The sequence below is a fragment of the Amycolatopsis sp. SB7-3 genome (assembly GCF_041021335.1).
Lineage (GTDB): Bacteria > Actinomycetota > Actinomycetes > Mycobacteriales > Pseudonocardiaceae > Amycolatopsis > Amycolatopsis japonica.
Genome location: NZ_JBFPJQ010000001.1, coordinates 830037 through 854760 on the forward strand (window position 1 = coordinate 830037; position 24724 = coordinate 854760).

A 24724-nucleotide genomic window follows, 5' to 3' on the forward strand; every position below is an offset into this window, starting at 1 on the left:
GTGCTGCCCACGACGGGGGAACGTCTCTCGGATTGCGGTGCCGACCGGGGGTTCTCCGTAGTTGCGGGAATGGTTCGCGTACCCCCTCACGATCATCGGCGCTGGCTATGGTGCGTACATGCGGCTGGACGACAGCGAAGATCAAGCGGCGTTCCGGGCGGGCCTGAAAGCCTGGCTCGCCGAACAGTTACCCGAAGCCACGCCGAGCGCGCCTCGTACGTGGTCCGCCGACGAACTGCGCGCCTGGAGCAAGGCGTTGCACGCGGCCGGATACGCCGGTCTGACCTGGCCCGCCGAACACGGCGGACGCGGCCTTTCCCCGTCGTACCAAGCGATCTACGCCGAGGAGAGCGCGCTGGCCGAGGCGCCGGACCACGCCGGGGTGATCGGCCTCGGCATGGTCGGCCCCGCGATCGTCCACTATGGAACGGACGCGCAGAAGGCCGAGCACCTCCCCCGGATCCTTTCCGGGGAAACGATCTTCTGCCAGGGCTTCTCCGAGCCGGACGCCGGTTCGGATCTCGCCTCGGTGCGCACCCGGGCCCGCCGCGTCGAGGGCGGCTACGTCGTCGACGGCGAAAAGGTCTGGTCCTCCTACGCCCATTTGGCCGACCATTGCCTGCTGCTCGCCCGCACCGATCCGGACGCGGCCAAACACCGCGGCCTGACCTGTTTCCTGCTCGACATGCGCGCACCCGGTGTCGAGGTGCGGCCGCTGCGTCAGCTTTCCGGCGACACCGACTTCAACCAGATCCTGCTGGGCGGTGTCGAAATCCCCGACCACCGCGTACTCGGCGAGCCGGGACAGGGCTGGCGGGTCGCGCTGACCACCCTCGCGCACGAACGCGGGACGTTCGGCATCACCCTCACCGCGCGGCTGGCCGTGCAGCTCGACAGGCTGATCAAGACCGCCAAGGCGTGCGGCGGCGACACCGACCCCCGGGTCCGTGCCGAAATCGCCGAGCTGTACGTCGACCTGCAGGGCCTGCGGTTCACCGGCTACCGCGCGCTGGCCGCGATGGAGCGGACCGGCGAGCCGGGACCGGAGAGCTCGATCCTGAAACTGCGCTGGTCGCAGGCGAACCAGCGGGTGAGCGCGCTCGCCCTGCGGCTGCTGGGCACGGGCGCGGCGGCCGACGGGACCGACGCCTTCTGGGGCGGCTACTGGCAGCACCAGCGGTTGCGCAGCCGGGCCAACAGCATCGAGGGCGGGACGTCGGAGATCCTTCGCGGGATCGTCGCGGAGCGGGTCCTGGGCCTGCCGAAAACACGATAGGGGCCATCGATGGACTTCGCGTTGACGGAGGATCAAGCCGGGCTCAAGGCCGCCGCCCGCACCTACCTCGAGGACACGTACGGCTTCGAGAGGATCGCGTCGCTGGCCGACGACGGCGGGCAGGACCTCGCCGCCTGGCCGGAGCTGGTCCGGCAAGGCTGGCTGGATCCGGACCTCGGCCTGGCCGAACTCGTCCTGCTGGCCGAAGAAGGCGGGCGCGCCCTGCATCCGGTCCCCTGGTTCGCCACCGCCGGGCTCACCCTGCCGGTGTACCAGACGGCCGGCGTCGAACGGCCGGGCCCGGCGACGCTCGCCGACGGCTCCGGCACCTGCCGCGCGACCCGCCGCGACGACGGCTGGCGGCTAGACGGCGCGGTGCAGGCCGTCCTGCACGCCGACGTCGCCGCGGAGCTCGTGGTCGCTGCTCGCACCCCGGCCGGGGTGGCGCTGTTCGGCGTCAGTCCCGCTGCCGCTTCGGTTTCCGCGCGCGACGGCGTAGATCCGCTCCGGGCGACGTCGGACGTCGCGCTGGCCGGCGCCGAGGGCAGGCTGCTGGTCGGGCCGCCTTCCGCCGCACCGCTGCTCACCGCGATCCGGAGCCGGGCGACCACGCTGCTCGCGGGCGAGGCCATCGGCGTCGCCGACCGGGCGCTGGCGATCGCCGTCGACCACGCGAAGACGCGGTCGCAGTTCGAGCGCCCCATCGGTTCGTTCCAGGCGGTGAGCCAGCAGCTCGCCGACGGGTACGCCGAGGTCGAGCTCGCGCGTTCGCTGGCCTACCGCGCCGCTGCCGCCCCCACCGCGGAAGCCGTCGCGTGCGCCGCCCACGCCGCGGGCCGCGCGGCGATCACCGTCTGCGAGACGGCGATCCAGGTCTGCGGCGGAATGGGCGTCACCTGGGAATTCCCGCTGCACCGCTGGTTCCGGCGCGCGCTGTGGCTGGAGGCGGAACTCGCCCCGGGACCGTTGGAAGCGATCGCGCACTCACTGTTCGGGGAGCACTCATGAGCCTGCAACTGCACTGGTTCCTGCCGTCACACGGCGACGGACGGGAGATCGCCAAGACCGCCGACGGCGTCGCGGCCCCCGGCGCCCGCCGCGAACCGGACCTCGAATACCTGACCCAGGTCGCGCTCGCCGCGGACCGCTTCGGGTTCACCGGGATGCTCACGCCGTTCGGGTTGTTCTGCGAGGACCCGTGGGTCGTCGCCTCGGCGCTCGTGGGTGCGACGCGTTCGGTGAAATTCATGATCGCGCTGCGGCCGGGGTTCATCTCGCCGCTGCTGGCCGCGCAGACCGCGGCGACCTTCCAGCGCGTCTCCGGTTCGCGGCTGCTGCTGAACATCGTGACCGGCGGGGACCCCGACGAGCAGCGCCGCTACGGCGACTGGCTCGACCACGACCAGCGGTACGCGCGCACCGGAGAGTTCATGGACGTCTTCCGGCAGGCTTGGCCGGGTTCGCGCTTCGACTTCTCCGGCACGCATTACACGTTGCAGGCCGGGATGGTCGCGCGGCCGCATCCGGTGCGGCCGACCCTGTTCCTCGGCGGTTCTTCGTCGGCCGCGCTGGAGGTCGCGGCCGCGCAGGCGGACGTGCTGCTGATGTGGGGCGAAACGCCGTCGGCGATGGCGTCGCACCTCGCCCGGTCGCGGGAACGCGCGGAAGCACTGGGACGTTCGCTGCGCTTCGGCACGCGCTTCCACGTGATCAGCCGCGACACCTCGGCCGAAGCGTGGAAGGTGGCCGACCAGCTGCTCGCCGGGATGGACCCGGCCCGGATCCGGCAGGCACAGGAACGTTTCGCCGCCACCGAATCCGAGGGCCAGCGGCGGATGGCGGCCCTGCACGCCGGCCGCACCGACTCGCTGGAGATCCACCCCAACGTCTGGGCGGGCTACGGCCTGGTGCGCCCCGGCGTCGGCACGGCGCTGGTGGGCAGCCACGAGGAAGTGGCCGAACGGATCGAGGAGTACCACGCCCTCGGCCTGGACCACCTGATCCTTTCCGCGCAGCCGCATCTCGAAGAGGCCTACACCTTCGGGGAAGGCGTCATGCCACTGCTGCGTAAGCGGGGGCTTCTCGCGGAAACACTCTGAAGTTCCGTGCTCGTCGGCGTGACTCACGTGATTGAAGCCGGAACTCGCGTGATTGGCGGCGTAACTCGTGTGTTCCGTCTCCAATCACGCGAGATGCGCCTCCAATCACGCGAGTTCCGCGTTTGCGACATCTGAAGTAGGCTTACCCGGCGATGAAGGAATTGGGACACGCGACGTCCCAATTCCTTCATCGCCGCTTTCGCGTCAGCGTCAGCTGAAGCTGATGATCACGCCGCCGCCGTTGCCGGCGGCGTCACCGAGGCCGACGACGCAGGTGATGGCCGTGCAGTCCACCGCGCCGTAGCTGCTGCCGTCGGGCAGCACGCCGGTGAAGTTCTTCCGCACCGTGACCGAGGCCGAGATCTTGCCGGCCGCGTCAGCGACCAGCGACTGCTGCGAAGGGCTGCAAGGGAACTGCCCCGCCGCGTCCTGGGCGCATTCGCCGACGCGATAGGTCGCGCCCGGCGTCAGCCCGGTTCCGGTCACCTGGACCACCGCACCGTCCGAGAGCCCCGACGACGGCGTGACCGTCACGGCCGCGGCGGCCGAGGCACCCGGCGCGACGACGGCCATCAGGCCGAGGGCGGCGATGGCGGAACCGGCGAACTTGGCGGCAAGCTTTGCGGACACAGTAATCAACTCCGATTCATTGCTGGGAATTTTCCGACTTCACCAGGCGCGGGTTCCGTTGCCCCCCGGCGTCCTGGTAACAACGTTACGATCATCGAACGTAGATCGTCAACCATTTCTTCGAGCAGTTTTCGAGTAGGCCGCAAGAAAAAACGTGCAATAAACTCGCGCGCTTCGTGCGTAATTCATAGGCGGCGGGCAAGTCAGGAGAAGAAGGCGCGAGGGCGCGCACGGGAACCTGATTCGGTGACCTCTTCCAGCTCCGATTTCCTGTTCGGGGGCGCGCCAGAAAGGCACGCCGCCTACGCCGCACTGCGCGAAAGCGGCCCGGTCCGCAGGATCACCCTCTCCTCCGGTACCGCCGGCTGGCTGGTGAGCGGCTACGCCGAGGTCCGCCAGGCGCTCGCGCATCCCGGGCTGAGCGGCCGCACCGGCGCCGTCGGCGATCGGCGCGGGCTGTCCGAGGACGTCCGGCTCGGCATGAACACACATATGCTGAACCTCGATCCACCGGATCACACCAGGCTCAGGAAGCTGGTGTCCGCCGCGTTCACCGTGCGCCGGATCGCCCAGCTGCGCCCCAGAATCGAGGCCATCACGGCCGAACTCCTCGACGCCGTGGCCGATTTCGACGAGGTCGACCTGATCAAGGCGCTCGCCCTCCCGCTGCCGATCCGCATCCTCACGGAGATGCTCGGCGTGCCGGAGGACGAGGCGGGCGCCTTCCACGGCTGGACCGAGATCCTCACCGCCAGCGCGCTGCCCGTCGACGAACTCGACGCGGCCGCCGCCGAAATGCTGCGCTATGTCAGGAAACTCCTCGCCGAGAAGCGCGCGAATCCCGGCACGGACCTGCTTTCCGCGCTCGTCACGGTGCACGACGGCGACGACCGGCTCACCGAACACGAGCTGACGTCGATGGTCTTCCTCCTGCTCATCGCGGGGCACGAGACCACCGTCCACCTCATCGGCAACGCCACCCTCGCCCTGCTCGAGAACCCGGCACAGCTCGCCGTGTTGCGCGCGAACCCGGACGGGATGCCCGCCGCGGTCGAGGAATTCCTGCGCTACGAGAGCCCGGTGCACGCGGCGATGCGTTACGCCAACGAGGAAATCGAGCTCGGCGGCGTGACGATCCCGGCCGGTTCGCTGGTCATCGTGTCGTTGCTGGCCGCCAATCGCGACCCCGCTCGATTCCCCGGCGCGGACGCCTTGGCGCTCGACCGCGCGGACAACCCCCAGCTCGCCTTCGGACACGGAATCCACCATTGTCTCGGCGCGCCGATGGCCCGGCTCGAAGGCGGGATCGCGCTGTCCGCGCTGCTCACCCGGTTCCCGGAACTGCGCGCGGCCGTCCCCGCGGAAAGTCTCCGCTGGCGCGTCAGCATGGTGATGCACGGCCTCGAATCCCTTCCCGTCCGCCTTCGCTGAAGACTGTCCTCAAAGGACCGATCCCCCAAACCAGCAGGCTGGGATAAGACGTGCGCGAAACCGTGGTGCGACACTTTTTGAGACGATCACGAATTCGCGGTGCGTATCTCACGTCCGTGAGCCGCGTCATCTCCTATTCCTGGGAAGGGAGTAGAACGTGTCCCAAGACCTAGGCACCCCGGTCACGAGCGCCCCGCCACGGGCCGCCGCCCCGACCGCGCGGACGCCGAAGAAGAAGACCAAGACGGGGTTGTCGGCACTGGCCGCCAAGCGCATCGCCGTCCTGAGCGCGCTCGTCGCCGGCGTCGCCTACGGGTGGGGTATCGGCGGGAACGCCGCGCACTACGCGTATGCCGCCGCGGTGCGCAGCATGGCCGCGAACTGGCACAACTTCCTTTACGGCGCCTACGATCCCGCCGGGTTCATGAGCGTCGACAAGGCACCCGGTGCGCTCTGGCTGCAGGCGCTTTCCGTCCGTGTCTTCGGTTACGAGACCTGGGCGCTGCTGCTGCCCGGCGTCATCGCCGGAGCCGTCTCGGTGTACGTGCTGTTCGTGCTCGTACGCCGGTGGGCCGGGCACGCGCCCGCGGCGCTGGCCGCGGTGCTGCTCGCCGCGACCCCGATCACGATCGCGGGCACCCGGGTCAACCTGCCCGACTCGACGCTGATCCTGACGCTGCTCGTGGCGACCTACGCCTTCTGGCGCGCGCTGGAGAAGGCGTCCCCGCGCTGGCTGCTGCTCACCGCCGCGCTCGTCGGACTCGGCTTCCACATCAAGCTCGCCATGGCACTGGCCATCCTCCCGGTGCTCGGGATCGTCTACCTCGTCGCCGCGCCGGCCTCGCCGGGACGCCGGGTGCTGCATCTGCTCGGCGCCGGAGCGGTCACCGCCGCGGTTTCGTCGATCTGGATGCTGATCGTCGGGCTGACCCCCGCGGGCTCCCGCCCGTACATGGACGGCAGCACGTCGAACTCGGTGTGGCAGATGGTCTGGTCCTACAACCTCTTCGACCGCACGGACGCCGCGAAGGCCGGGAATTCCGCCGAGCTGCCCGTCCTGCCCGACGGCAAGGTCACGCCGGTCGACCAGGGCGGCGACACCGGCGTCTTCCGGTTGTTCAACGACCTGATCGGCGGCCAGATCTCGTGGCTGCTGCCGCTGGCCGTGCTGCTGCTCGTCGTCGGCCTGGTCGCCGCGGGCCGCGCGCCGCGCACCGACAAGGCACGCGCGGGGTGGCTGCTGTGGGGCGGCTGGCTCGTCCTCTTCGCCGGGGCACTCAGCTTCTCGCAGAGCATCCACCCGTACTACACGAGCATCCTGGCACCCGCCATCGCCGCGATCGCCGGCGCCGGCCTGCACCTCGCCTGGACGGATCGCCGCTTCACGTGGGCGCTGCCGGTCGGTCTGCTCGCCACCGGCGCCTGGGCGTTCGTGCTGATGAACCGTTCCAGCGATTACGTGCCGTGGCTGCGGCCCGTCGTCGCGATCGCCGCCGTCGCCGCCGCGGTGCTGGTGCTCGTGCGCCGCACCGGGAAGTTCGCCGTCGTGACCGGCGCCGTGGCCGGGGTCGCGCTGCTGGCCGGGCCGGTCGCGTGGGCGGCGCCGGCCTTCCACCCGCCGACGGATCCCCGCACGGCGATGTTCCAGAACTTCAACCCCCTCGCCGGGCCGAACCCGAACGCGCTCTCGACCGGCATCGACCTGACCAAGCTGATGGCGGGCGGCCCGAAACCCGGCGCGTCCGGCGGGCAGGCCATGCCGCTGCCCCCGCCGATCATGTTCCAGATGATGCCGTCCGACGCCGACCCGAAGCTTCTCGCCTTCCTCAAGGCCAACAAACGCGGCGAACGCTTCGATGTGGCGACGGTCGGCGGCACCGGTGCCTCGCCCTACATCCGGGCGGGCCTGTCCGTGATGCCGATGGGCGGTTTCGTCGGCACCATGCCGATGCCGACCGCCGACGGGCTCGCCGACGCTGTCCACAGTGGACAGCTGAGGTACGTCCTGTTCGGCGGGTTCGCCTACGACAGCCCGACGGCGCTGGCCCGCAAGGACTGGGTGGTGCGCAACTGCGTGCGGATCCCGCCGCCCGCCTACACCGCCAACCCGTGGATGGGCTTCACCTCCGCCCTGTTCGACTGCAAGCCGGGAGCGTGATGCGCCATGACGGCTGAACTCACCGCGGCACCCCGCGTCGCACCGGGAAGCCGCACGACGGCGACCGTCGAGATCGTGATCCCGGTGCTCAACGAGGAACGCGCCCTGCTGGGCTGCATCACCACGCTGAGCGCGTTCCTCGGCGACGACTTCCCGTTCCCCTGGTCGATCACCATCGCCGACAACGGCAGCACCGACCGGACCTGGGAGATCGCCACCGGGCTGGCCGAGGGGAATCCGCGCATCTCCGCGCGGCGGATCCCGGTCCGCGGCCGGGGCGCGGCGATCAAGGCGACGTGGGGGTCGAGTACCGCCGACATCGTCGCCTACATGGACGTCGATCTCTCGACCGGACTGGAAAGCCTGCTCCCCCTGATCGCACCGCTGGTCAGCGGGCACTGCGAGATCACCATCGGGACCAGGCTCGGCCGCGGCTCGCGGATCCGCCGCAGCCTCAAACGCGAGATCGTGTCCCGTACCTACAACGCGATCACGCGGCACGTGTTCGGGCTGCGCAGCACGGACACCTCGGCCGGTTTCAAGGCGGCCCGTCGCGACGCGGTGACCGGGCTGCTGGAGGCGGTCGAGGACGACCACTGGTTCTTCGACACCGAGATGCTGATGCTGGCCGAGCACAACGGGCTGCGGGTGCACGAGGTGCCGCTGGACTGGGTCGAGGACGTCGATTCGCGGGTCAAGGTCACCCAGACCGCGATGGGGAACCTGAAGGGCCTGGTCCGCGTGGGCCGGGCGATCGCCGCCGGGAAAGGACGGGTGGACGTGCCGGAGATCCCGCAGTTGCGCGCCACCCATCCGGACGCCGTGCTCGCCGAGCCGCGGGCCGCGACCCTCGCGAAATTCCTCGGGTTCGCGGTGATCGGTGTCATTTCGACAGTGCTGTACACGCTTCTGTATCTCCCGTTGCGTGTCCCGCTGACGCCGGCGGGGGCGAACCTGGTCGCGCTGGTGCTCGTCGGGGTGGCCAACACCGAGGCGAACCGGCGCTGGACGTTCAACCGCGGCGGCGGGCACCGGCTCGGCCTGCACACGCGGGCCGCGATCCTGTTCGCCACCACGTATCTGCTGACCACGCTGGCCGTGACCGGGCTGCATCTCATGGCCCCCGGCTCGGGGCCGGTCGTCGAACTGCTCGTGCTCATCGTCGCCTACGGGCTGATGACGCTGCTGCGGTTCGTGGCCCTCGACCGCTGGGTGTTCGCCCGGCATCGGAAGGAGAGCCGGTGAAGACGGAGGACGTCGCCCGGATCACCGAGATGGAGGACCGCCACTGGTGGTTCCGGGAAAAGCGGCATCTGCTCGCCGACGAACTGAAGCGGCTCGGGCCGCCCGGCCGCGCGCTCGACATCGGCGCGGCGGGCGGCGGCAACACGCGGGTGCTGCGCTCGCGCGGCTGGGACGTCGTCGCCACGGACTACGACGAGAACGCCGTCGAGATCGCGCGCTCACGCGGTCTCGACGCGATCCACGCCGACGCCCGTGACCTGCCGCTGCCGTCCTCGTCGTTCGATCTGGTGGTGGCTTTCGAAATCCTCGAACACATCCAGGAGGACGACCAGGCCGCGGCGGAGCTGTTCCGGGTGCTGCGGCCCGGCGGCTCCGCGCTGATCAGCGTCCCGTCCGGAATGGACCTGTGGTCGGCGCACGACGTCGCGGTGCACCACGTGCGGCGGTACGACCGGGCTTCGCTGAGGAAGGTCATGGAGGACGCCGGCTTCGTCGTCGAGGAGCTGTGGAGCTGGAACGTCCTGCTGCGGCCGGTGGTGGCGCTGCGGCGGCGCACGGCGCGCGGCAACGAACTCAACGAGCACACGCCCTGGCTGGTCAACCGGGCCCTGACCGCGATCGTCACGGCCGAGCGCTACCTGCCGACCCGCTCGCGGCGCGGTGTTTCGCTGATCCTGAAGGCGCATAAGCCCTGACGGTTCGCTTTCGCGCGTGAAGGCCCCCTTTCCTCGGCTGAGCCGGGGGAAGGGGGCCTTCACGCGCTTCCGGTGAGGCTCATGGCCGGGCGTGTGTCGCGAAAGCCACTTTCGCGACGTGTGATGTCCCGAAAGTGGCTTTCGCGACATGTCGAGTGGGCTGAAGGCTTCCTTCGCCGCATCTGATGCGGCGAAGGGAGCCTTCAGCCCGCCCACCACTCGCCTTGGAGCGCGTGAAGGCCTCCTTCCCTCGGCTGAGCCGAGGGAAGGAGGCCTTCACGCGCTTCAGGGCCTGGACGTTGCGAAGGGCACTAGCGCTCAGGCGGCGCGAAGACCGGGCCCCGGGACGTCCCAGGCGGTACCGCGGTGCTCGAGGTACCAGTCCACCGTCTTCGCCATGCCTTCTTCCAGCGTCACAAGGGATTCCGGCTCGATGCCGACGGAAAGCAGGGTCGAGACGTCGGCCGTGACCGGCGTGTTCGGCGTCTCACCCGGCCGCATGGGCAGATCGGTGATGCCCACCCGCGAGTGCCCGCGCTGCTCGCACAGGTCGATCACCAGCTCCGCCACCTCGCGGATGGTGACCGACTCGGCCGGCCCGATCTCGACCGTGTTCTCCAGCACCCGGCCCTCGGCGGCGGCCTCCAGGGACGCCACCAGCGTGCGGGCGACGTCGCCGACCCACACCATGTCCGAGATCTGCCGTCCGCCGCCGTAGAGCTCCACCGGCATCCCGGACAGCGCCCGGCAGATCAGCGCCGGGGTGATCTTGCGGACCTTCCCCGCGGCGAACGGCGGCGCGGCCTTCTGGCGCGGGCCGTAGGCGTTCACCGCGCGGACGCAGTTCACGCGGGTGCCGCGGTCGGCGTTGAACATGCGGACGAATCGCTCGACCGTCGTCTTGGAAATCGAATAGCTGTTGTTCATCCAGTGGTTGCCGACGCAGATGTACACGCCGGGCAGGTCGTACTGGGCGACGGCCTCGAGGAAGTTCAGGCCGCCCATGACGTTGGTCTCCACCGCGGGCCGCGGATTGGTGATCGTCTCCTGGGTGCCCAGCACGGCCGCCAGGTGGATGATCCCGTCGCAGTGCGCGGCGAGCTCGGTCAGCGCCGTCGCGTCGCGGATGTCGCCCAGCATGACCTCCCACGGCCCGCCGTCCCCCTCGCCACGATGGTCGAACACGACCGGCGTATGCCCTCGTGCGGCGAGCTCCTCGCAGACGTAGCGCCCGATGAACCCGGTGCCACCGGTAACACCAACCTTCATTTTAGCCACCTTTTCCCGATAGGCTGGGAATTCCAGGACTTTCCTTTTCGCAGAATCCCATCGGCGGCTCTTCCCGGACGCCTCCAATACTGCCCCGAAAGGCAGTATCGGGAGGCGGTTTCAGCCCGATGCCACATCGCTTGAGTTGATATTGAGGGAAACGTCAAAGGTGGCGTGATGGAGTCTTCGGCGCGCCGCTTGCCACCGATGCCCAGCTTTCGCGACACGGACGCCGGAGGCGAGGTGGACGGCGCGGGTGAGTGACCGGGATGAAGGCTCCCTTCACTGCATCAGACGCGGCGAAGGGAGCCTTCACCCCACCAGCGACCCGTCCGCGACCACGCCACTTTGCCTTGCCGCTCAATAGAACCCACTACCATGTGACTCAAGGTGATCTTTAGCGGATGCCGGTCTGATCAGTCAAGCCGGACAAGGTCACCGGTAGCGGACCGGGGCACGACTGTCCACAAGGGACGTCAGTCCGGATCGCGTTGCCTGATTTGGGCACTGTGCCCAGTTGTAGGTGGGGGTCGTGAGTGGCAAAGAGGGCTAGAACGACCTTTACCACTCACGACCCCTCGAAAGAATCGCCCATGGCGTCATTAATCGGACATTCAGCCGCCGAGAGGTGACCACAGTGGACACTGGGGCATGGCCGGGCTCAAGACCCGTCCGAGGTCGACGCAAGCCACGTGGCCTTCGGTTTCAGCCCAGGAACTTCGTCAGCGCGCCGATGACCTGGGCGGGCTGTTCCTCGGAAAGGTAATGCCCGGCCCCGGCGATCTTGACCACCTGCGGATCCACCGCCTTCGACGGCATCACCTGGACGAAGTACTGGTGATTGAACTCACCGGCGAGGCCCAGCACCGGCATGGTCAGCTTCCCGTACGCCGAGCCGGCCGCGATGTCCTGGTTCAGCGTCCGGTACCAGCCGTTCCCGGCCCGGACGGCCTCACGCGTGTAGTAGGCCCGCGCGTAGACGTTCCGGTCGAAGTCGTCGACCGCCGACGGCACCACCGAGAGCTGATCGATCATCGTGTCCACGACGTACCGCGAGCGGCCGGAGACGAGCTGCTCCGGCAAGCCTTGCAGCTGGTTGAACGTCCACCACCACGGCGAGAACTGACCGGGCGCGCTGGGCAGCAAAGGCAGCTGGTAGAGGCTCTTGTCGGGCGCGACCACGTCCATCAGCGCCAGTTTCCCGACCGCCTGCGGGTACTTGATCCCGTAGCTGTGCGCGACCATCGCGCCGATGTCGTGGCCGACCAGATCCGCCTTCGCGTACCCGAGCTTGGCGAGCAGCGCGTGGATGTCGGCGGCCAGCGTCTCCTTGTCGTAGCCCGACTGCGGCTTCGACGAGCCGCCCATCCCCCGCAGGTCGACGGCGATCACGCGATGGCGCTCGGCCAGCGCCGGCATCACCTTGTGGAACGCCCACCAGGTCTGCGGCCAGCCGGGAAGCAGCACCACCGGGCTGCCGGAACCCCCGGCGACGTAATGCAGGCGGACACCGTTGACGTCGGCGTAGGAGCTTTGGAACCCACCCGGCAGGGAGCGGGCGAGCGCGGCGTCCGATTGTCTCCACCCCGTGTTCGCCGCCGCCCCCGTCGCCGTTCCCCCCAGCAGTACCACCGCCGCGACCGCGGCCAGCGCGGTCATGACCTTCTTGAACTTGCGCATGAATTTCTCTCCCACCGCCAGGGAAATGGTCATTGACACCTCAATGATCAGCCGGAAGGGCCGACAGACGCATCTCGCTTGTTGCGGAGGAAAAGAAAGAAACCTCGTGAGTGGCAAGGACGGTTCTAACCGTCCTTGCCACTCACGAGGTTATTCAGGCAGCGCGTGATTCCCGGTCGGCACGCGGCAACTCGGTCACCGTCGCCCGAGGAGCGGGACGTCGCCGGTTGGCCCGCAGCACCTTCAGCATCAGGCCCGGTTTCATCAGCGCGGTCGGCGGATCGATCAGCCCGGCCACGCGCATGAACGCCGCCGTGATGTCCGGATCGATCGTCGCCGCGTACTGGAGTTTCGCCATGTACGCGTTGCCCATCTTGACCTTGAGCGTCCGTTTCCCTTCCGCGCCGGGGAAGTCGAGGTCGCCGCTGGTCGAGATCTCCCACGGGTTGTCGACGACCTTGCCGATCTCCCGCAGGAACCGCCGCGAGTCCGGTTCGGACCGTCGCGAAAGATGTGCTCGCAGCGCCATCGCCTCCATCGACGCGACGGTCATTCCCTGGCCGTACACCGGGTTGAAACTGCAGAACGCGTCACCGAGCACGAACAGCCGCTCCGGGAACCGCTTGAGCCGTTCGTAGCGCCGCCGCGAGCTCGCCGGGAACTTGAACGTCACCGGCTCGATCAACGGCTGCGCGTCCTTCACCGCTTCGTAGATTTCCGGGGCGGGCAACGACTTCACGTAGTCGAGGTAGCCGCGCGCGTCGGTCGGCGGGTGGTCGCCGAGGATCCCGGTGAGCGAAAGGATGCACTCGTTCTCGTTCACCTGCCCGAAGAACGCGCCCCGCGGATGCTCGGGTGAGGCGACCGGGTTGATCGACTGCCAGCCGTCGAACATCTCCGGCCGTTTGCGGAACATCCGCGTGGTGTAGGCCAGCCCGATCTTCACGCGTTCCTCGGACGGTCGCTCGAAGCCCAGCTCCTCCAGCCACACCGGTGTCCGCGAACCGCGGCCGGAGGCGTCGACGACCAGGTCCGCGCCGAGCCGTTCCTCCGCCGAGCCGTCGCGCGCCTGCACGCGGACCCCGACGATCCGGTTGCCCGCACGCGTGGCGAGCAGGCCGTGGACGTCGGTGCGTTCGCGGTAGGTGACGTTCGGCAGCGCCGCGGTGCGCATGCGCAGATGATGCTCCAGCACCGGGCGCAGCGCGGTGATCGACGGCAGCCCGCTGTCGGCCGGTTCGACCTGCTTCCCGTTGAAGTACCACTTCATCCGCGCGAGATCGCCGACCGGGATCCCGGAGTCCCGCAGTTCGCCGAGCAGGTTCGGGAACAGCTCTTCGAGGATGAAGTAGCCGCGCGCGTGCAGTCCGTGCGCGTGCCAGGTGTGCGGGGTGCCGCGCCGCGGTTTGTCCACGCCCAGCACCTCGTCGCGGTCGACGACCACGACCTCGCGATAGAACTCGGAAAGCACTCTCGCCGCCAGGGTGCCGGCGACGCTGCCGCCGATCACCACCGCGCGTTTGCCGACGGGTTCGTTCATGACCATGGCTCCTTGGTGCTCAGGCCGCGAGGTCGTCGGACGCGGGCGGTGCCTGACCGATCGTGGCCGTGGGGGCGAGAGGTGCGGCCGCCTTGACCCGGCGCGCGGTGCGCAGCACACCGACCACCAGGCTCGGCCGCATCAGCGCGGTCGGCGGGTCGACCAGGCCGGCGGCCCGGAAGAACGCCTCGGTGAACCGGCCGTCGACGGTCGCCGCGGAGTGCAGCTTCGCCATGTAGGCGTTGCCCATCTTGACCTTCAGCGGACGCGGGCCCTCGACACCGGGGAAGGCGAGGTCACCGCCCGCCGAGATGTCCCACGGCACGTCGATGATCGGGCTGATCTCCTTGAAGAACCGCAGCGGGCGCACGCCGCCCGCGTCGAGATGCGTGCCCAGCTGCGCGGCCTCCATGGCCGCGACGGTCATGCCCTGGCCGTACACCGGGTTGAACGCGCAGACTCCGTCCCCGATCACGAGCAGGCCCTCGGGGAAGCGACGCAGCTTGTCGAACCGGCGGCGGACACTGGCGGGCACCTTGAAACTGGCGATCTCGCTGATCGGCTTCGCGTTGCGCACGGCCCGATAGATCTCGGGCGCGTCCAGCGTTTTGGCGAACTCGAGGAAACCCTTGGCGTCACGCGGCGGGTGATCCCCGAGCAGGCCCGTCTGCGACAGCAGGGCCACATTCCCCGGCAGGTTCACGAAGAACGCGCCGCGCGGGTTGGCGGGCGAGGCGACCGGGTTGATCGCCAGGTCGTCGCCGAACGGATCGGTGTCCAGCTCGAACAGCCGCGAGGTGTAGGCGAGGTCGATCTTGATCTTCTCCTCGGCCGGGCGCTCGTAGCCGAGTTCCTCCAGCCACACCGACGAGCGGCTGCCGCGGCCGGTGGCGTCGACGATGAGGTCGGCGAGCAGCGTCTCGGGCTCGGCGTCTTCACCGGTCACACGGACACCGGTGACGCGCGAGTGGTCGCCGGTCGCGACCAGCGACTGGATCACCGTGCGCTCCCGGACCTCGACGTTCGGCAATGCGACGACCCGACCGCGGACGTGCTCTTCGAGCTCCGGGCGGGTCGCGGACACACTGAGCAGGCCGGATTCCTTCTGCTGCAGGCGTTTCCCGTTGAAGTACCAGCGCAGGCTGCCGGACAGGTCACCGCTCGGGATGCCGTCGGCGGTCAGCTCGGCCTGCAGGCCGGGGAACAGGTCTTCGAGGATCTGCTGGCCGCGTGCGAGCAGCGCGTGCGCGTGATGCGCCTGCGGCACGCCGCGGCGGGTGCCGGTGACGCCGACGATCGTGTCACGCTCGACGATCACGACGGAGCGGTAGCGTTCCGAAAGTACGCGGGCGGTCAGCAGGCCGGCCATGCCGCCGCCGAGCACGACGGCGCGTTCGCCAAGGTATTCGCCCATCGCGGGATTCCTCCAATAGGTCTTCGGCCGGGCCGTCGGAGTCCGACACGGGAAGAATCGTCGTCCGCCTTCCGGCCGGCAGCGTCTCTTCGACTGCTTTTTCGGGAAAGCGTTACAGGGCAACCGGTTCTTGAGTGGATCTCCATTCGCGGTTGTTAGCTTCGGGCAGGTAATTCCGGCTGTCGGCGTAGTTGGAGAGGTGTCATGCGCGCATCGACCCAGATCCTCGTGATCGGCGGTGGACCGGCGGGATCCACCGCTGCCGGGCTTCTGGCCAAAGAGGGCTTCGAGGTCACTCTGCTCGAGCGGGAGCACTTCCCGCGCTATCACATCGGCGAATCGCTGCTGCCTTCGTGCCGTCCGATCCTGGAGCGGCTCGGGGTCTGGGACAAGATCGCCGCGGCCGGGTTCCAGCCCAAGGGCGGCGCCTACTACTTCTGGGGTCCCGAGGAATGGGAGGTGCGCTTCCGGCCGCACGGCCGCGACGGCAGCACCAGCGCGTGGCAGGTCATCCGCGCCGACTTCGACAAGATCCTCCTCGACCACGCGCGCGAGGTCGGCGTCGACGTCACCGAGGGCATCGCGGTGAAGAAGCTCGACTTCGACGGCGACCGCCCGGTCGCGGCGCACTGGGCCGAAGCGAAGAACCCGGCCAACAGCGGACGGATCGAGTTCGACTACCTCGTCGACGCGTCCGGCCGCGGCGGCGTGATGGCCACCAAGTACCTGAAGAACCGCAAGTTCCACAACGTCTTCCGCAACGTGGCCGCCTGGTCGTACTGGAAGGACGCGAAGCAGCTCGACCGCGGGCCGAGCGGCGCGATCACGGTCGCCTCGGTCGGCGACGGGTGGTTCTGGGGGATCCCGTTGCCCGACGGCACGATGAGCGTCGGGCTGGTCACCGGGAGGGACTCCTTCAACGCCGCGCGCAACGAACTCGGCGGCGTGGACCCGGTGTACCACAAGGCGATCGGCGACTGCCCGGCGATACAGCAGCTGCTCATCGAGGCCGAGCAGGTCACCGAGGTCAAGGTCGAGCAGGACTATTCGTACGCGGCCGAGCGGTTCCAGGGCCCCGGTTTCCTGCTCGCCGGCGACGCCGCCTGCTTCCTCGACCCCCTGCTGTCGACCGGTGTGCATCTGGGCACCTACAGCGCCCTGATCGGCACCGCCGCGATCAGCAGCGTGATCCGCGGCGAGATCGACGAGCGCGAGGCCTGGGACTTCTACGAAGTCGTCTACCGCCGTGCCTATGAGCGGCTGCTGGTGCTGGTGTCCACCTTCTACGAGAGCTACCGCGGCAAGGAGCACCACTTCTTCCGCGCCCAGCAACTGTCCGAAAAGGACTGGGAAGGGATGGACGTGCAGGCGGCGTTCGACCGGTTCGTCACCGGTATCGCCGACCTCGAGGACACCGAAGAGGTCTACCGCCGGATCCAGGGTCACCTGCTCGGCGAGGAGAGCGGCAAGCACAACCCGTTGGACAACCTCAACCGCGTCCACGAGCACAAGCAGGCTCCGGAGAAGCCCGAAAAGGCGATCAACGGGCTGTACCTGAGCTACGAGCCGCACATCGGCATCCGGCGCGCGTGAGCGCCTCCACTCCTCCATCGGCCCAGGAAGGGTTTCTCATGTCAGCCACGCTCCACGGTATGCCCGAGCGGTTCGACGTCATCGTCATCGGCGGCGGCCCGGCGGGCGCGACCTGCGCCGGTCTCCTCGCGAAGGAGGGGCGTACGGTCCTGGTCCTCGAACGCGAACGCTTTCCCCGCTACCACATCGGCGAATCCCTGATCCCGGTCGGCATGCGCCCGTTGCAGGAGCTGGACCTGCTCGACCGCATGGAGGCGCGCGGCTTCGAGCGCAAGTACGGCGGCAGCCTGGTGTGGGGAAACCGGGACGTGCCTTGGAACTTCTCGTTCATGAAGGCCGCGGAAGGCACCTACGCCTACCACACGCGCCGCGCCGACCTGGACACGCTGATCCTCGACCGCGCCCGTGAGCTCGGCGCGTACGTCGTGGAGGAGACGACGGTCAAGGACGTGATCCAGTCCGACACCGGCCGCGTCACGGGCGTCCGGTTCACCCTGCGCGGTTCGGCGGGCGACTACGAGGCCAGCGCCTCGCTGGTCGTCGACGCGTCCGGCCAGTCACGGGTGATCGGCCGGAAGTTCAGCGACATCACCTGGCACAACGAGCTCCGCAACGTCGCGGTCTGGACCTACTACGACAACTGCGACCGGCTGCCCGGTGACGAGTGGACCAACATCCTCATCGAAGGCACCGCCGACGGCTGGTTCTGGGGCATCCCGATCGACAAGGGCACGATGAGCGTCGGCTACGTGACCAAATCGGATCTCGCGAACGCCGACGACCAGTCGCTGGAGCAGCTGTTCCTACGCGAGCGGGACAAGACCACCCGGCTCAAGGGGCTGCTGGCCAACGCCCGCCAGCACGCCGGGTACCGCACGGCGCGGGACTGGTCCTACACCAACGAAACCTTCTACGGCGACGGCTGGGTGCTCGTCGGCGACGCGGCCGCGTTCGTCGACCCGCTGTTCTCCACCGGGGTCGCGCTGGCCACGCTGGCCGGCAGCTCACTGTCCAAAGTAGTCAATCGGATCCTGGAGCACCCGGCCATCGAGGAGAAGGCGCTCGACCGGTACGCCGGGAACTACCGCGCGTTCTTCGACGAGATCCGCAATTTCGTCGAGCGGTTCTACGACCGGACGAAGTACAAGGAGTACTACTACGACCTCGCGCAGGAAATCGTCGACCCGGAGCAGCTCCACGCGCCGAGCACCGACTTCGTCACGCTGATCTCCGGACTGTCGGGCAAGCACCCGCTGTTGAAGATCAATCTCGACGACCTGGTCGCGAACGTCACCGAACCCTGAACGGAAGGGGCATGGTGGAGATCGAACGCCGTCCCGGCCGCCGGGCGCTGATGGTCTACATAGGACTGGTCGTGGTCCCGGTCGTGATCGCGATCATCCTGCTGGGGCAGGGCGAAGGCGGGGCGGGGGCGGCCGCCGCGAAGGCGGCGACCGGGCCTTCGCTGGCCCAGCTCCTGCTGGCGATCGCCGTGGTGGTCGTCGCCTGCAAGGTGGTGGGCTGGCTCGCCCAGCGGATCGGGCAGCCCGCGGTGATCGGCGAGATCACCGCGGGCATCCTGCTCGGCCCGTCGGTGCTCGGCGCGTTGTGGCCATCTGGCGCGGCCGTGCTGATCCCGAAGGCGGCGGTGCCGCAACTGAACGTCGTGGCGCAGCTCGGCGTGATCTTCTTCGTGTTCCTCGCCGGGCTGGAACTGAACACCAGGCTGTTGCGCGGCCGCGGACGGCTCGCGCTGGTCGTCAGTCACGTCAGCATCGCGCTGCCGTTCCTGCTCGGCGTCGGGCTCGCGCTGTTCGCCTACACCCGGTTCGGGACAGGCGGCGGATTCCTGCCGTTCGCGTTGTTCTTCGGGGTGTCGATGAGCATCACGGCGTTGCCGGTGCTGGTGCGGATCCTGCACGAGATCGGGCTCTTCCGCAGCGAGATCGGCGTGGTGACGCTGACGTGCGCGGTGGTCGACGACGTGACCGCGTGGAGCCTGCTGGCACTGGTGATCGCGCTGACCACGGCGTCCTCGCTGGTCGGCGTGGTGCTGACGGTCGTGCTCACCGCGGCGTTCGTCGCGCTGCTCGGCCTGGTGATCCGGCCCCTGCTGCGGAAGTTCGTGGCCGGGGCTTCGGCGGCACGGCTGCACCGGGTCGCGCCGCTTTCGGTGGTCGGGGTGCTGGTGTGCGCCATGGCGACCGAGTGGATCGGCGTGCACGCGATGTTCGGCGCGTTCGTGTTCGGCGTGGTGTTCCCACGGGACAACCCGATGGCGACCTGGCTGCACGACAAGGCCGGCGGGCTGACGACGGCGTTGATGCTGCCGTTGTTCTTCGCCTACAGCGGATTGCGCACCGACCTCGGCCTGCTTTCCGGTGGCGGCGCGTGGCTCTGGTGCGGCGCGATCCTGCTCGTGGCCGTCGCGGGCAAATTCGGCGGCTCGGCGCTGGCCGCGCGGGCGGTCGGCGAGAACTGGAACCGGTCGCTGCAGGTGGGCGCGCTCATGAACTGCCGCGGCCTGACCGAACTGGTGGTGCTCAACATCGGGCTCGACCTCGGCGTGCTGTCCCCGACGCTGTTCACCATGCTGGTGATCATGGCGCTGGTCTCGACCGCGATGGCGGCGCCGCTGGCGACCTGGTTCGCCCGCCGCGACGGCCGGAACGTGGTGGATTTCCCCGGCCGCACCTCCGAACGTGCGGCAGCCTGACGCACCGGCAAACGGGAAGACGCCTCGCCGTCCGCCCGCTGCGAAGCTGGACCAGTCGACGATCTAGGAGGTCAAGGTGTCGAGCACCGATGTTCCGACGCGGGAGGAACTGGTTCGCCGCGTGGCCGAACTGGCACCCGCACTGAAGAAGCACTCGGCCTGGCAGGAACAGAACCGTCGGGTGCACGAGGAATCCATCGAAGCACTGGCCGAGGCCGGCGTCTTCAAGTTGCGCCGCCCCAAGCGTTACGGCGGCTACGAGGCCGACACCCGCACCCTGGTCGACGTCGCCACCGAGATCGGCCGGGCCGACGGCTCGACCTCCTGGGTGGCCTCGGTGTACTGGATCCCGACCTGGATGGCCTGCCAATTCCCGGAGGCGGTGCAGGACGAGGTGTTCGCCACCCCGGACGTGCGCGTCTGCGGGACGCTGAGCCCATCCGCGATGGCCGCGCCGGTCGACGGCGGGGTCGTGGTGAACGGCAAGTGGGGCTTCATCAGCGGGGCCCTGCACGCGCAGTGGCAGGAGATCATCGCGATCCTCGTGCCGCCGGAGGGCGAGCCGTACCCGATCATGGCGCTGGTGCCGATCTCGGATCTGCTGATCGTGGACGACTGGGACACCTCGGGCCTGCGCGGCACCGGCTCCGTGTCGACGGTGGCGCAGGACGTCTTCATCCCCGCGGAGCGGGTGCTCCCGCTGCCGGCGGTGCTGGAAGGTCAGGGCGGGGCTTCGGCCTCGATCTACCGGGCGCCGCTGCTCCCGGTCGCCTCGGCGTCTTCGGTGGGCACGCTGGTCGGGATGGCGCGGAGCGCGCAGGACACCTTCCTCAAGCGCCTGCCGGACCGCAAGATCACTTACACCGCCTACGATTCCCAGCGCGAGGCGCCGATCACGCACCACCAGGTGGCCGAATCGGCACTGAAGATCGACGAGGCCGAGTTCCACGCGCACCGTCTGTCCACTTTGGTCGACACGAAGACCGAGGACGGAACCCCGTGGAAACTCGAGGAACGCGCGATCGCGCGGGCCGACCTCGGCGCCGTGGTCCGCCGCGCCAAGGAAGGCATCGACATCCTCGCGGCCGCCTCCGGTGGTTCGTCGATCTACCACGGCATCCCGATCCAGCGCATCGCCCGCGACGTCGCCGCGGTCAACCTCCACGCGCTGATGCACCCCAACACCAACACCGAGCTGTACGGCCGCGTGCTCTGCGGGCTCGAGCCCAACACCCTCTACATCTAGGAGGATCCTCCGATGACCACGACCGAAACCGGCACGGCCGCGGACCAGGCGGCGATCGCGGCGCTGACCCAGAAGGTGATCGCCGCGTGGGCGTACCACGACGCCGACGCCTTCGCCGGCGTCTTCACCGAGGACGGCACGATGATCCTCCCCGGTGTCTTCAAGAAGGGCCGCGACGACATCCGGACGTTCCTGGTGGAATCCTTCGCGGGCAACTACAAGGGCACCCAGGTCACCGGGCGTCCGCTGGAGATCCGCTTCTTCACCCCGGACTCCGGTGTCCTGATCACGCAGGGCGGCGTGCTCGGCCCCGGCGAGACCGAGGTCGCCGACTCCCAGTCGATCCGTGCCTCGTGGACGGTCGTCAAGCGGGACGGCGCGTGGCAGCTGGCGTCCTATCAGAACACTCCGGCGAAGCAGCAGCTGCCGAAGCCGGGCACTGTCTGATCCCTCCCCCATTCGGAACCCGGGCCTCCCCTCCTCAGGGCCCGGGTTCCGCCCTGTCCGGTGGGTCGTGAGTGGCGTTTCGGGTGGTTTCGGCTGTGCGCCCAATGTGGCATTGGGGACGTCTGGTGTCCCCGATGCCACATTGGGCGCGGTGGGTGGGGTGGCGCATAGTGAGTCCGTGAAGGCCTCCTTCCCTACCCTGAAAGTAGGGAAGGAGGCCTTCACCGCCCCCGTCGGCTGCTTGGCGAGACGTTGCGAAAGTGGCTTTCGCAACACCTCCGCACCGTCCGGCAGGTCGCGAGTAGCGACACCGCGCACCTAACCGATGCTGAAAACCTCGACCGGATGCGGGATCCGCACCCGCCCCGCGGAAACCGTGCCCATCCCGGCGACCGCGTCGAGCAGTTCCGCCCGCCCGGTCCCGCCGCGCCAAGGCGAATGCCGCGCGAAGGTCAGGAACTCCAGAAGACGGTGCGCCGGCTCGGAAACCGGCACCGTGATCTCCGCGTCCACCGTGACGGACCGGAACTCGACGCCGAACCGCGTCAGTTCCTCCGCCAGCGTCTGCGCGAACAGCGGACGCGCGATGCCCTGCCGCGCGAGGGATTCCGCGAAGGGGCCGTTCAGCCGGTTCAGCGGGGGCACCGCGACGATCAGCCGCCGGTGCCGGTTCCGCGCTTCCTTCAGCACCGCCATGCCCTCGTCCGCGCCGAGGTAGCACAACGACTGGACGAACAGGCCGTACTCGGTCGGCGTGATCCGGAGGTCGGCGACGTCGGCCATGCTCGCCGTCAAGACACGATGGCCCCGGACCTTCGGCAGCCCCGACAGCCGCGCGCACAGTCGTTCGACCGCTTCGCGATTGGTGTCGATGCCTTGGAACCACACCGTTCTCCGCGGCACCCGCGCGATGAGCTCCAGTTCGAACATGCCGAACCCGCAGCCGTACGACGTCAGTTCGAGATCGGCGTCCGCACCGATCAGTCTCGACGTCTCCTCGACCATCAGCCGTTGCTGGTCGGTCAGGCTGCGGAAGGTGGCGTTACAGGTGTTGTAGTCCAGTTCGTCCATCGGCGCTCCCCGGGTCGGGCCCCCGAAACACCGAAGCCGTGGCGCGCGCACGCGTCACGGCTCCGGTGATCGAGCGGCGATTGCTCAGATCCGCTTCTTCAGGGCACGGACCGAAAGCGCCCCGAACACGATCGCGATCACGGCCGCCCAGACCAGGGACCAGATCACCGCCGAGGTGACCCCGGCGCCGCCGTTCATCAGTCCGCGGCACGCCTTGAGCAGGATCGCCACCGGGCTGACCTCGGCGAACGCCTGCAGCCAGGACGGCATCGTCTCGACCGGCGCGAACACGCCGCTGACGAAGTTCAGCGGCAGGATCACCGCGAACGCGAACACCTGGACCTTCTCCGCCTGGTCGGCGGCGACCCCCACCAGCGTGGGCACCCAGGAGAACGCGATCGCGAACACCAGCAGCAGCAACCCGGCCGCGAGCACGCCGAGGAAGCCCTTCTCCGGCCGGAAGCCGAGCAGCAGCCCGACCCCGACCACCAGCAGCACGGACCAGACCTGCTTGAACTGGTCGCCGATGATCCGGCCGGCCAGCGGTGCCCAGCGCGCGATCGGCAACGACCGGAACCGGTCGAACACGCCCTGGGACAGGTCGGTGTTGAGGCCGATGCCGACGTTGATGGTCGCGAACAGCATGCTCATCACCAGCATGCCCGGGATCATGAACTGCAGATACGCGTTCCGGTCGCCGGAGATCGCGCCACCGAACACGAAGGTGAACAGCAGCGTGAAGATGATCGGCTGGAAACTGATGTCGGCCAGCTGCTTCGGCTCGTGCTTGACCGAAACCGTGCTGCGCCAAGCCAGCGTGAACATCTGCGAGATGCCCTGGAAGAACCCGACCCTGGTCGACAACTGCCGCGGGGGCAGCGTCGTCGTCGCGGCGGTCATCGGATCTCCTCCTCGGTCTCTTCGGCGGGCTCCTCGGCCGGACGTCCGGTCAGGCTCAGGAACACCTCGTCCAGGCTGGAGCTGCGCAGGGACAGCTCGCCGATGACGATGCCCGCCTCCTCCAGCCGCCGGACCGCGCCGGGCAGCGCCGCCGGGTCGGTGACCGGGACGCTGACGACCTGGCCCGAGACGTCCGGCGTCGCGCCGGCGATCTCGCCGACCAGCCGCACGACCTTCTCGAGGTCGCCCGTCTGGGCACCGCGCACCGTCAAGCGCTGGGCGCCCGTGCTGGCCTTGAGCTCGTCCGGAGTGCCCTTGGCGATCACCTTGCCGTGGTCGACGACCACGATCTCGTCGGCGAGCGCGTCGGCCTCCTCCAGGTACTGCGTGGTCAGCAGCACCGTGACGCCGTCGGCGACCAGTCCGCGCACGACGTCCCACAGCTCGAGCCTGCTGCGCGGGTCGAGACCGGTGGTGGGCTCGTCCAGGAACAGCAGACGCGCGTCCCCGACCAGGCTGGCGGCCAGGTCGAGACGACGGCGCATACCGCCCGAGTAGCCCTTCGCGGCGCGGCCGCCCGCCTCGGTGAGGGAGAACCGCTCCAGGAGCTCGTGCGCGCGGGCCTTGGCCGCCCGCCGCGAAAAGCCGAGCAGCCGCCCGATCAGCAGCAGGTTCTCCACGCCGGTCAGGCTTTCGTCGACCGACGCGTACTGCCCGGTCAAGCCGATCAGCTGCCGCACCTGGTGGGCGTCTTTTTCGATGTCGTACCCGGCCACGGTGGCGTGGCCCTCGTCCGGCGTCACCAGCGTGGACAGGATCCGGACCGTGGTGGTCTTCCCGGCGCCGTTCGGCCCGAGGACGCCGAGCACGGTGCCCGAACGGACGGTCAAATCGACCCCGTCGAGCGCGGTCGTCTCGCCGAACCGTTTCACCAGCCCTTCGGCGTGGATCGCGAATTCAGTCTCGGTCCCCCGCGGCCCCGGGCCGGCCCTCGACGCGGTCGCGGGTTCGACGTTCTGCAACATGACGCACTACCTTCCTGTTCCTCACAACGGAGACACTCTCGTGCGGTTACATCATGCGAGGAAGTGCGGCGTGGGAGCAGTGAATGGTTAACCTTCCGGGTATGAATTCTTCATTTTTGGGATGATTGTCCCAGCCTGAAAAAACCGCACCTTCGCCGAGAATACCGACGACACGCTCCGGCGTCCTTCTCCATAAATGCGGTAAATAATCGTGGCCCGTTCCCGAATACCGCTGCTAACCTGCGAATGTCCGCCTCTCGGCGAAATTCCGCTGATCAGCACGGAAAGG

Annotated in this window: 20 protein-coding genes; 12 read left to right on the forward strand and 8 right to left on the reverse strand. The window is 68.8% G+C overall.

Features of this window, described 5'->3' with window-relative positions:
• Positions 1–118: 118 nt before the first annotated feature.
• From AB8M46_RS04045 to AB8M46_RS04055, 3 genes are read left to right on the forward strand one after another with little or no spacing between them, the layout of a single operon-like run.
• A complete protein-coding gene (locus tag AB8M46_RS04045; RefSeq protein WP_394359570.1) occupies positions 119–1276 on the forward strand; it encodes an acyl-CoA dehydrogenase family protein in 1158 nt (385 codons plus the stop codon).
• 9 nt (positions 1277–1285) lie between these two features.
• Positions 1286–2284 (forward strand): acyl-CoA dehydrogenase family protein, encoded by a 999-nt coding sequence (locus AB8M46_RS04050; protein ID WP_394359571.1) that lies wholly within the window; start codon positions 1286–1288, stop codon positions 2282–2284.
• On the forward strand, positions 2281–3375 hold the full coding sequence (locus AB8M46_RS04055; RefSeq protein ID WP_394359572.1) for an LLM class flavin-dependent oxidoreductase: 1095 nt from the start codon (positions 2281–2283) through the stop codon (positions 3373–3375). The genes AB8M46_RS04050 and AB8M46_RS04055 overlap by 4 nt, the downstream gene beginning before the upstream one ends.
• A 210-nt stretch (positions 3376–3585) precedes the next feature.
• On the opposite strand, the gene AB8M46_RS04060 is transcribed toward AB8M46_RS04055, so the two are convergent.
• Positions 3586–4005 (reverse strand): enediyne antibiotic chromoprotein, encoded by a 420-nt coding sequence (locus AB8M46_RS04060; RefSeq protein WP_037341331.1) that lies wholly within the window; start codon positions 4003–4005, stop codon positions 3586–3588.
• 246 nt (positions 4006–4251) lie between these two features.
• Here AB8M46_RS04060 and AB8M46_RS04065 point away from each other — a divergent pair, with 246 nt between their 5' ends.
• The 4 genes from AB8M46_RS04065 to AB8M46_RS04080 all read left to right on the forward strand — a co-directional run bounded on the left by AB8M46_RS04065 (position 4252) and on the right by AB8M46_RS04080 (position 9534).
• Positions 4252–5436, forward strand: a complete 1185-nt coding sequence (locus AB8M46_RS04065) for a cytochrome P450 (protein WP_394359573.1) — start codon at positions 4252–4254, stop codon at positions 5434–5436.
• Positions 5437–5593: 157 nt separating this feature from the next.
• Complete coding sequence (locus AB8M46_RS04070; protein WP_350599405.1) at positions 5594–7594, forward strand: glycosyltransferase family 39 protein; 2001 nt, start codon at positions 5594–5596, stop codon at positions 7592–7594.
• 6 nt (positions 7595–7600) lie between these two features.
• Positions 7601–8839, forward strand: coding sequence for a glycosyltransferase (locus AB8M46_RS04075; RefSeq protein ID WP_037341325.1), 1239 nt, complete (start codon positions 7601–7603; stop codon positions 8837–8839).
• Positions 8836–9534: a bifunctional 2-polyprenyl-6-hydroxyphenol methylase/3-demethylubiquinol 3-O-methyltransferase UbiG gene (locus tag AB8M46_RS04080; RefSeq protein ID WP_037341322.1), complete on the forward strand. Its 699-nt coding sequence runs from the start codon at positions 8836–8838 to the stop codon at positions 9532–9534. Before AB8M46_RS04075 ends, AB8M46_RS04080 begins: the two co-directional genes overlap by 4 nt.
• Positions 9535–9852: 318 nt before the next feature.
• On the opposite strand, the gene AB8M46_RS04085 is transcribed toward AB8M46_RS04080, so the two are convergent.
• From AB8M46_RS04085 to AB8M46_RS04100, 4 genes are all read right to left on the reverse strand, one after another.
• Positions 9853–10803: an NAD(P)-dependent oxidoreductase gene (locus AB8M46_RS04085; protein WP_125734395.1), complete on the reverse strand. Its 951-nt coding sequence runs from the start codon at positions 10801–10803 to the stop codon at positions 9853–9855.
• A 705-nt stretch (positions 10804–11508) separates the two neighbouring features.
• A complete protein-coding gene (locus tag AB8M46_RS04090) occupies positions 11509–12483 on the reverse strand; it encodes an alpha/beta fold hydrolase (protein WP_378429055.1) in 975 nt (324 codons plus the stop codon).
• A gap of 154 nt (positions 12484–12637) precedes the next feature.
• Positions 12638–14023 (reverse strand): FAD-dependent oxidoreductase, encoded by a 1386-nt coding sequence (locus tag AB8M46_RS04095; RefSeq protein WP_394359574.1) that lies wholly within the window; start codon positions 14021–14023, stop codon positions 12638–12640.
• A gap of 19 nt (positions 14024–14042) precedes the next feature.
• Entirely contained in the window at positions 14043–15437 is a 1395-nt protein-coding gene (locus AB8M46_RS04100) for an NAD(P)/FAD-dependent oxidoreductase (protein WP_378429053.1), read from the reverse strand.
• A 204-nt stretch (positions 15438–15641) separates the two neighbouring features.
• Between AB8M46_RS04100 and AB8M46_RS04105 the strand changes: the two genes are divergently transcribed.
• From AB8M46_RS04105 to AB8M46_RS04125, 5 genes are all read left to right on the forward strand, one after another.
• Complete coding sequence (locus AB8M46_RS04105; RefSeq protein WP_394359575.1) at positions 15642–17030, forward strand: NAD(P)/FAD-dependent oxidoreductase; 1389 nt, start codon at positions 15642–15644, stop codon at positions 17028–17030.
• Between the two features lie 38 nt (positions 17031–17068).
• On the forward strand, positions 17069–18334 hold the full coding sequence (locus AB8M46_RS04110) for an NAD(P)/FAD-dependent oxidoreductase (RefSeq protein WP_016336915.1): 1266 nt from the start codon (positions 17069–17071) through the stop codon (positions 18332–18334).
• 11 nt (positions 18335–18345) lie between these two features.
• Positions 18346–19746 (forward strand): cation:proton antiporter, encoded by a 1401-nt coding sequence (locus AB8M46_RS04115; protein WP_394359576.1) that lies wholly within the window; start codon positions 18346–18348, stop codon positions 19744–19746.
• A gap of 76 nt (positions 19747–19822) precedes the next feature.
• A complete protein-coding gene (locus tag AB8M46_RS04120; RefSeq protein ID WP_394359577.1) occupies positions 19823–20992 on the forward strand; it encodes an acyl-CoA dehydrogenase family protein in 1170 nt (389 codons plus the stop codon).
• A gap of 12 nt (positions 20993–21004) precedes the next feature.
• On the forward strand, positions 21005–21439 hold the full coding sequence (locus tag AB8M46_RS04125; RefSeq protein ID WP_350573879.1) for an SgcJ/EcaC family oxidoreductase: 435 nt from the start codon (positions 21005–21007) through the stop codon (positions 21437–21439).
• A gap of 318 nt (positions 21440–21757) precedes the next feature.
• Here the strand turns inward: AB8M46_RS04125 and AB8M46_RS04130 are convergent, their stop codons facing one another.
• From AB8M46_RS04130 to AB8M46_RS04140, 3 genes are all read right to left on the reverse strand, one after another.
• Positions 21758–22510 (reverse strand): hypothetical protein, encoded by a 753-nt coding sequence (locus tag AB8M46_RS04130; protein ID WP_394359578.1) that lies wholly within the window; start codon positions 22508–22510, stop codon positions 21758–21760.
• Between the two features lie 84 nt (positions 22511–22594).
• Complete coding sequence (locus AB8M46_RS04135; RefSeq protein WP_052120777.1) at positions 22595–23410, reverse strand: ABC transporter permease; 816 nt, start codon at positions 23408–23410, stop codon at positions 22595–22597.
• Positions 23407–24435: an ATP-binding cassette domain-containing protein gene (locus AB8M46_RS04140; RefSeq protein ID WP_394359579.1), complete on the reverse strand. Its 1029-nt coding sequence runs from the start codon at positions 24433–24435 to the stop codon at positions 23407–23409. Before AB8M46_RS04140 ends, AB8M46_RS04135 begins: the two co-directional genes overlap by 4 nt.
• Positions 24436–24724: the final 289 nt, after the last annotated feature.

Excerpts from the sequence above, each read along its gene's own strand:
- AB8M46_RS04050 (WP_394359571.1), top strand. The coding sequence starts at position 1,286 with ATGGACTTCGCGTTGACGGAGGATCAAGCCGGGCTCAAGGCCGCCGCC.
- AB8M46_RS04095 (WP_394359574.1), bottom strand. The coding sequence starts at position 14,023 with ATGAACGAACCCGTCGGCAAACGCGCGGTGGTGATCGGCGGCAGCGTC.
- AB8M46_RS04125 (WP_350573879.1), top strand. The coding sequence starts at position 21,005 with ATGACCACGACCGAAACCGGCACGGCCGCGGACCAGGCGGCGATCGCG.
- AB8M46_RS04100 (WP_378429053.1), bottom strand. The coding sequence starts at position 15,437 with ATGGGCGAATACCTTGGCGAACGCGCCGTCGTGCTCGGCGGCGGCATG.
- AB8M46_RS04140 (WP_394359579.1), bottom strand. The coding sequence starts at position 24,435 with ATGTTGCAGAACGTCGAACCCGCGACCGCGTCGAGGGCCGGCCCGGGG.
- AB8M46_RS04075 (WP_037341325.1), top strand. The coding sequence starts at position 7,601 with ATGACGGCTGAACTCACCGCGGCACCCCGCGTCGCACCGGGAAGCCGC.
- AB8M46_RS04085 (WP_125734395.1), bottom strand. The coding sequence starts at position 10,803 with ATGAAGGTTGGTGTTACCGGTGGCACCGGGTTCATCGGGCGCTACGTC.
- AB8M46_RS04090 (WP_378429055.1), bottom strand. The coding sequence starts at position 12,483 with ATGCGCAAGTTCAAGAAGGTCATGACCGCGCTGGCCGCGGTCGCGGCG.
- AB8M46_RS04105 (WP_394359575.1), top strand. The coding sequence starts at position 15,642 with ATGCGCGCATCGACCCAGATCCTCGTGATCGGCGGTGGACCGGCGGGA.
- AB8M46_RS04110 (WP_016336915.1), top strand. The coding sequence starts at position 17,069 with ATGTCAGCCACGCTCCACGGTATGCCCGAGCGGTTCGACGTCATCGTC.
- AB8M46_RS04130 (WP_394359578.1), bottom strand. The coding sequence starts at position 22,510 with ATGGACGAACTGGACTACAACACCTGTAACGCCACCTTCCGCAGCCTG.
- AB8M46_RS04055 (WP_394359572.1), top strand. The coding sequence starts at position 2,281 with ATGAGCCTGCAACTGCACTGGTTCCTGCCGTCACACGGCGACGGACGG.
- AB8M46_RS04045 (WP_394359570.1), top strand. The coding sequence starts at position 119 with ATGCGGCTGGACGACAGCGAAGATCAAGCGGCGTTCCGGGCGGGCCTG.
- AB8M46_RS04135 (WP_052120777.1), bottom strand. The coding sequence starts at position 23,410 with ATGACCGCCGCGACGACGACGCTGCCCCCGCGGCAGTTGTCGACCAGG.
- AB8M46_RS04115 (WP_394359576.1), top strand. The coding sequence starts at position 18,346 with ATGGTGGAGATCGAACGCCGTCCCGGCCGCCGGGCGCTGATGGTCTAC.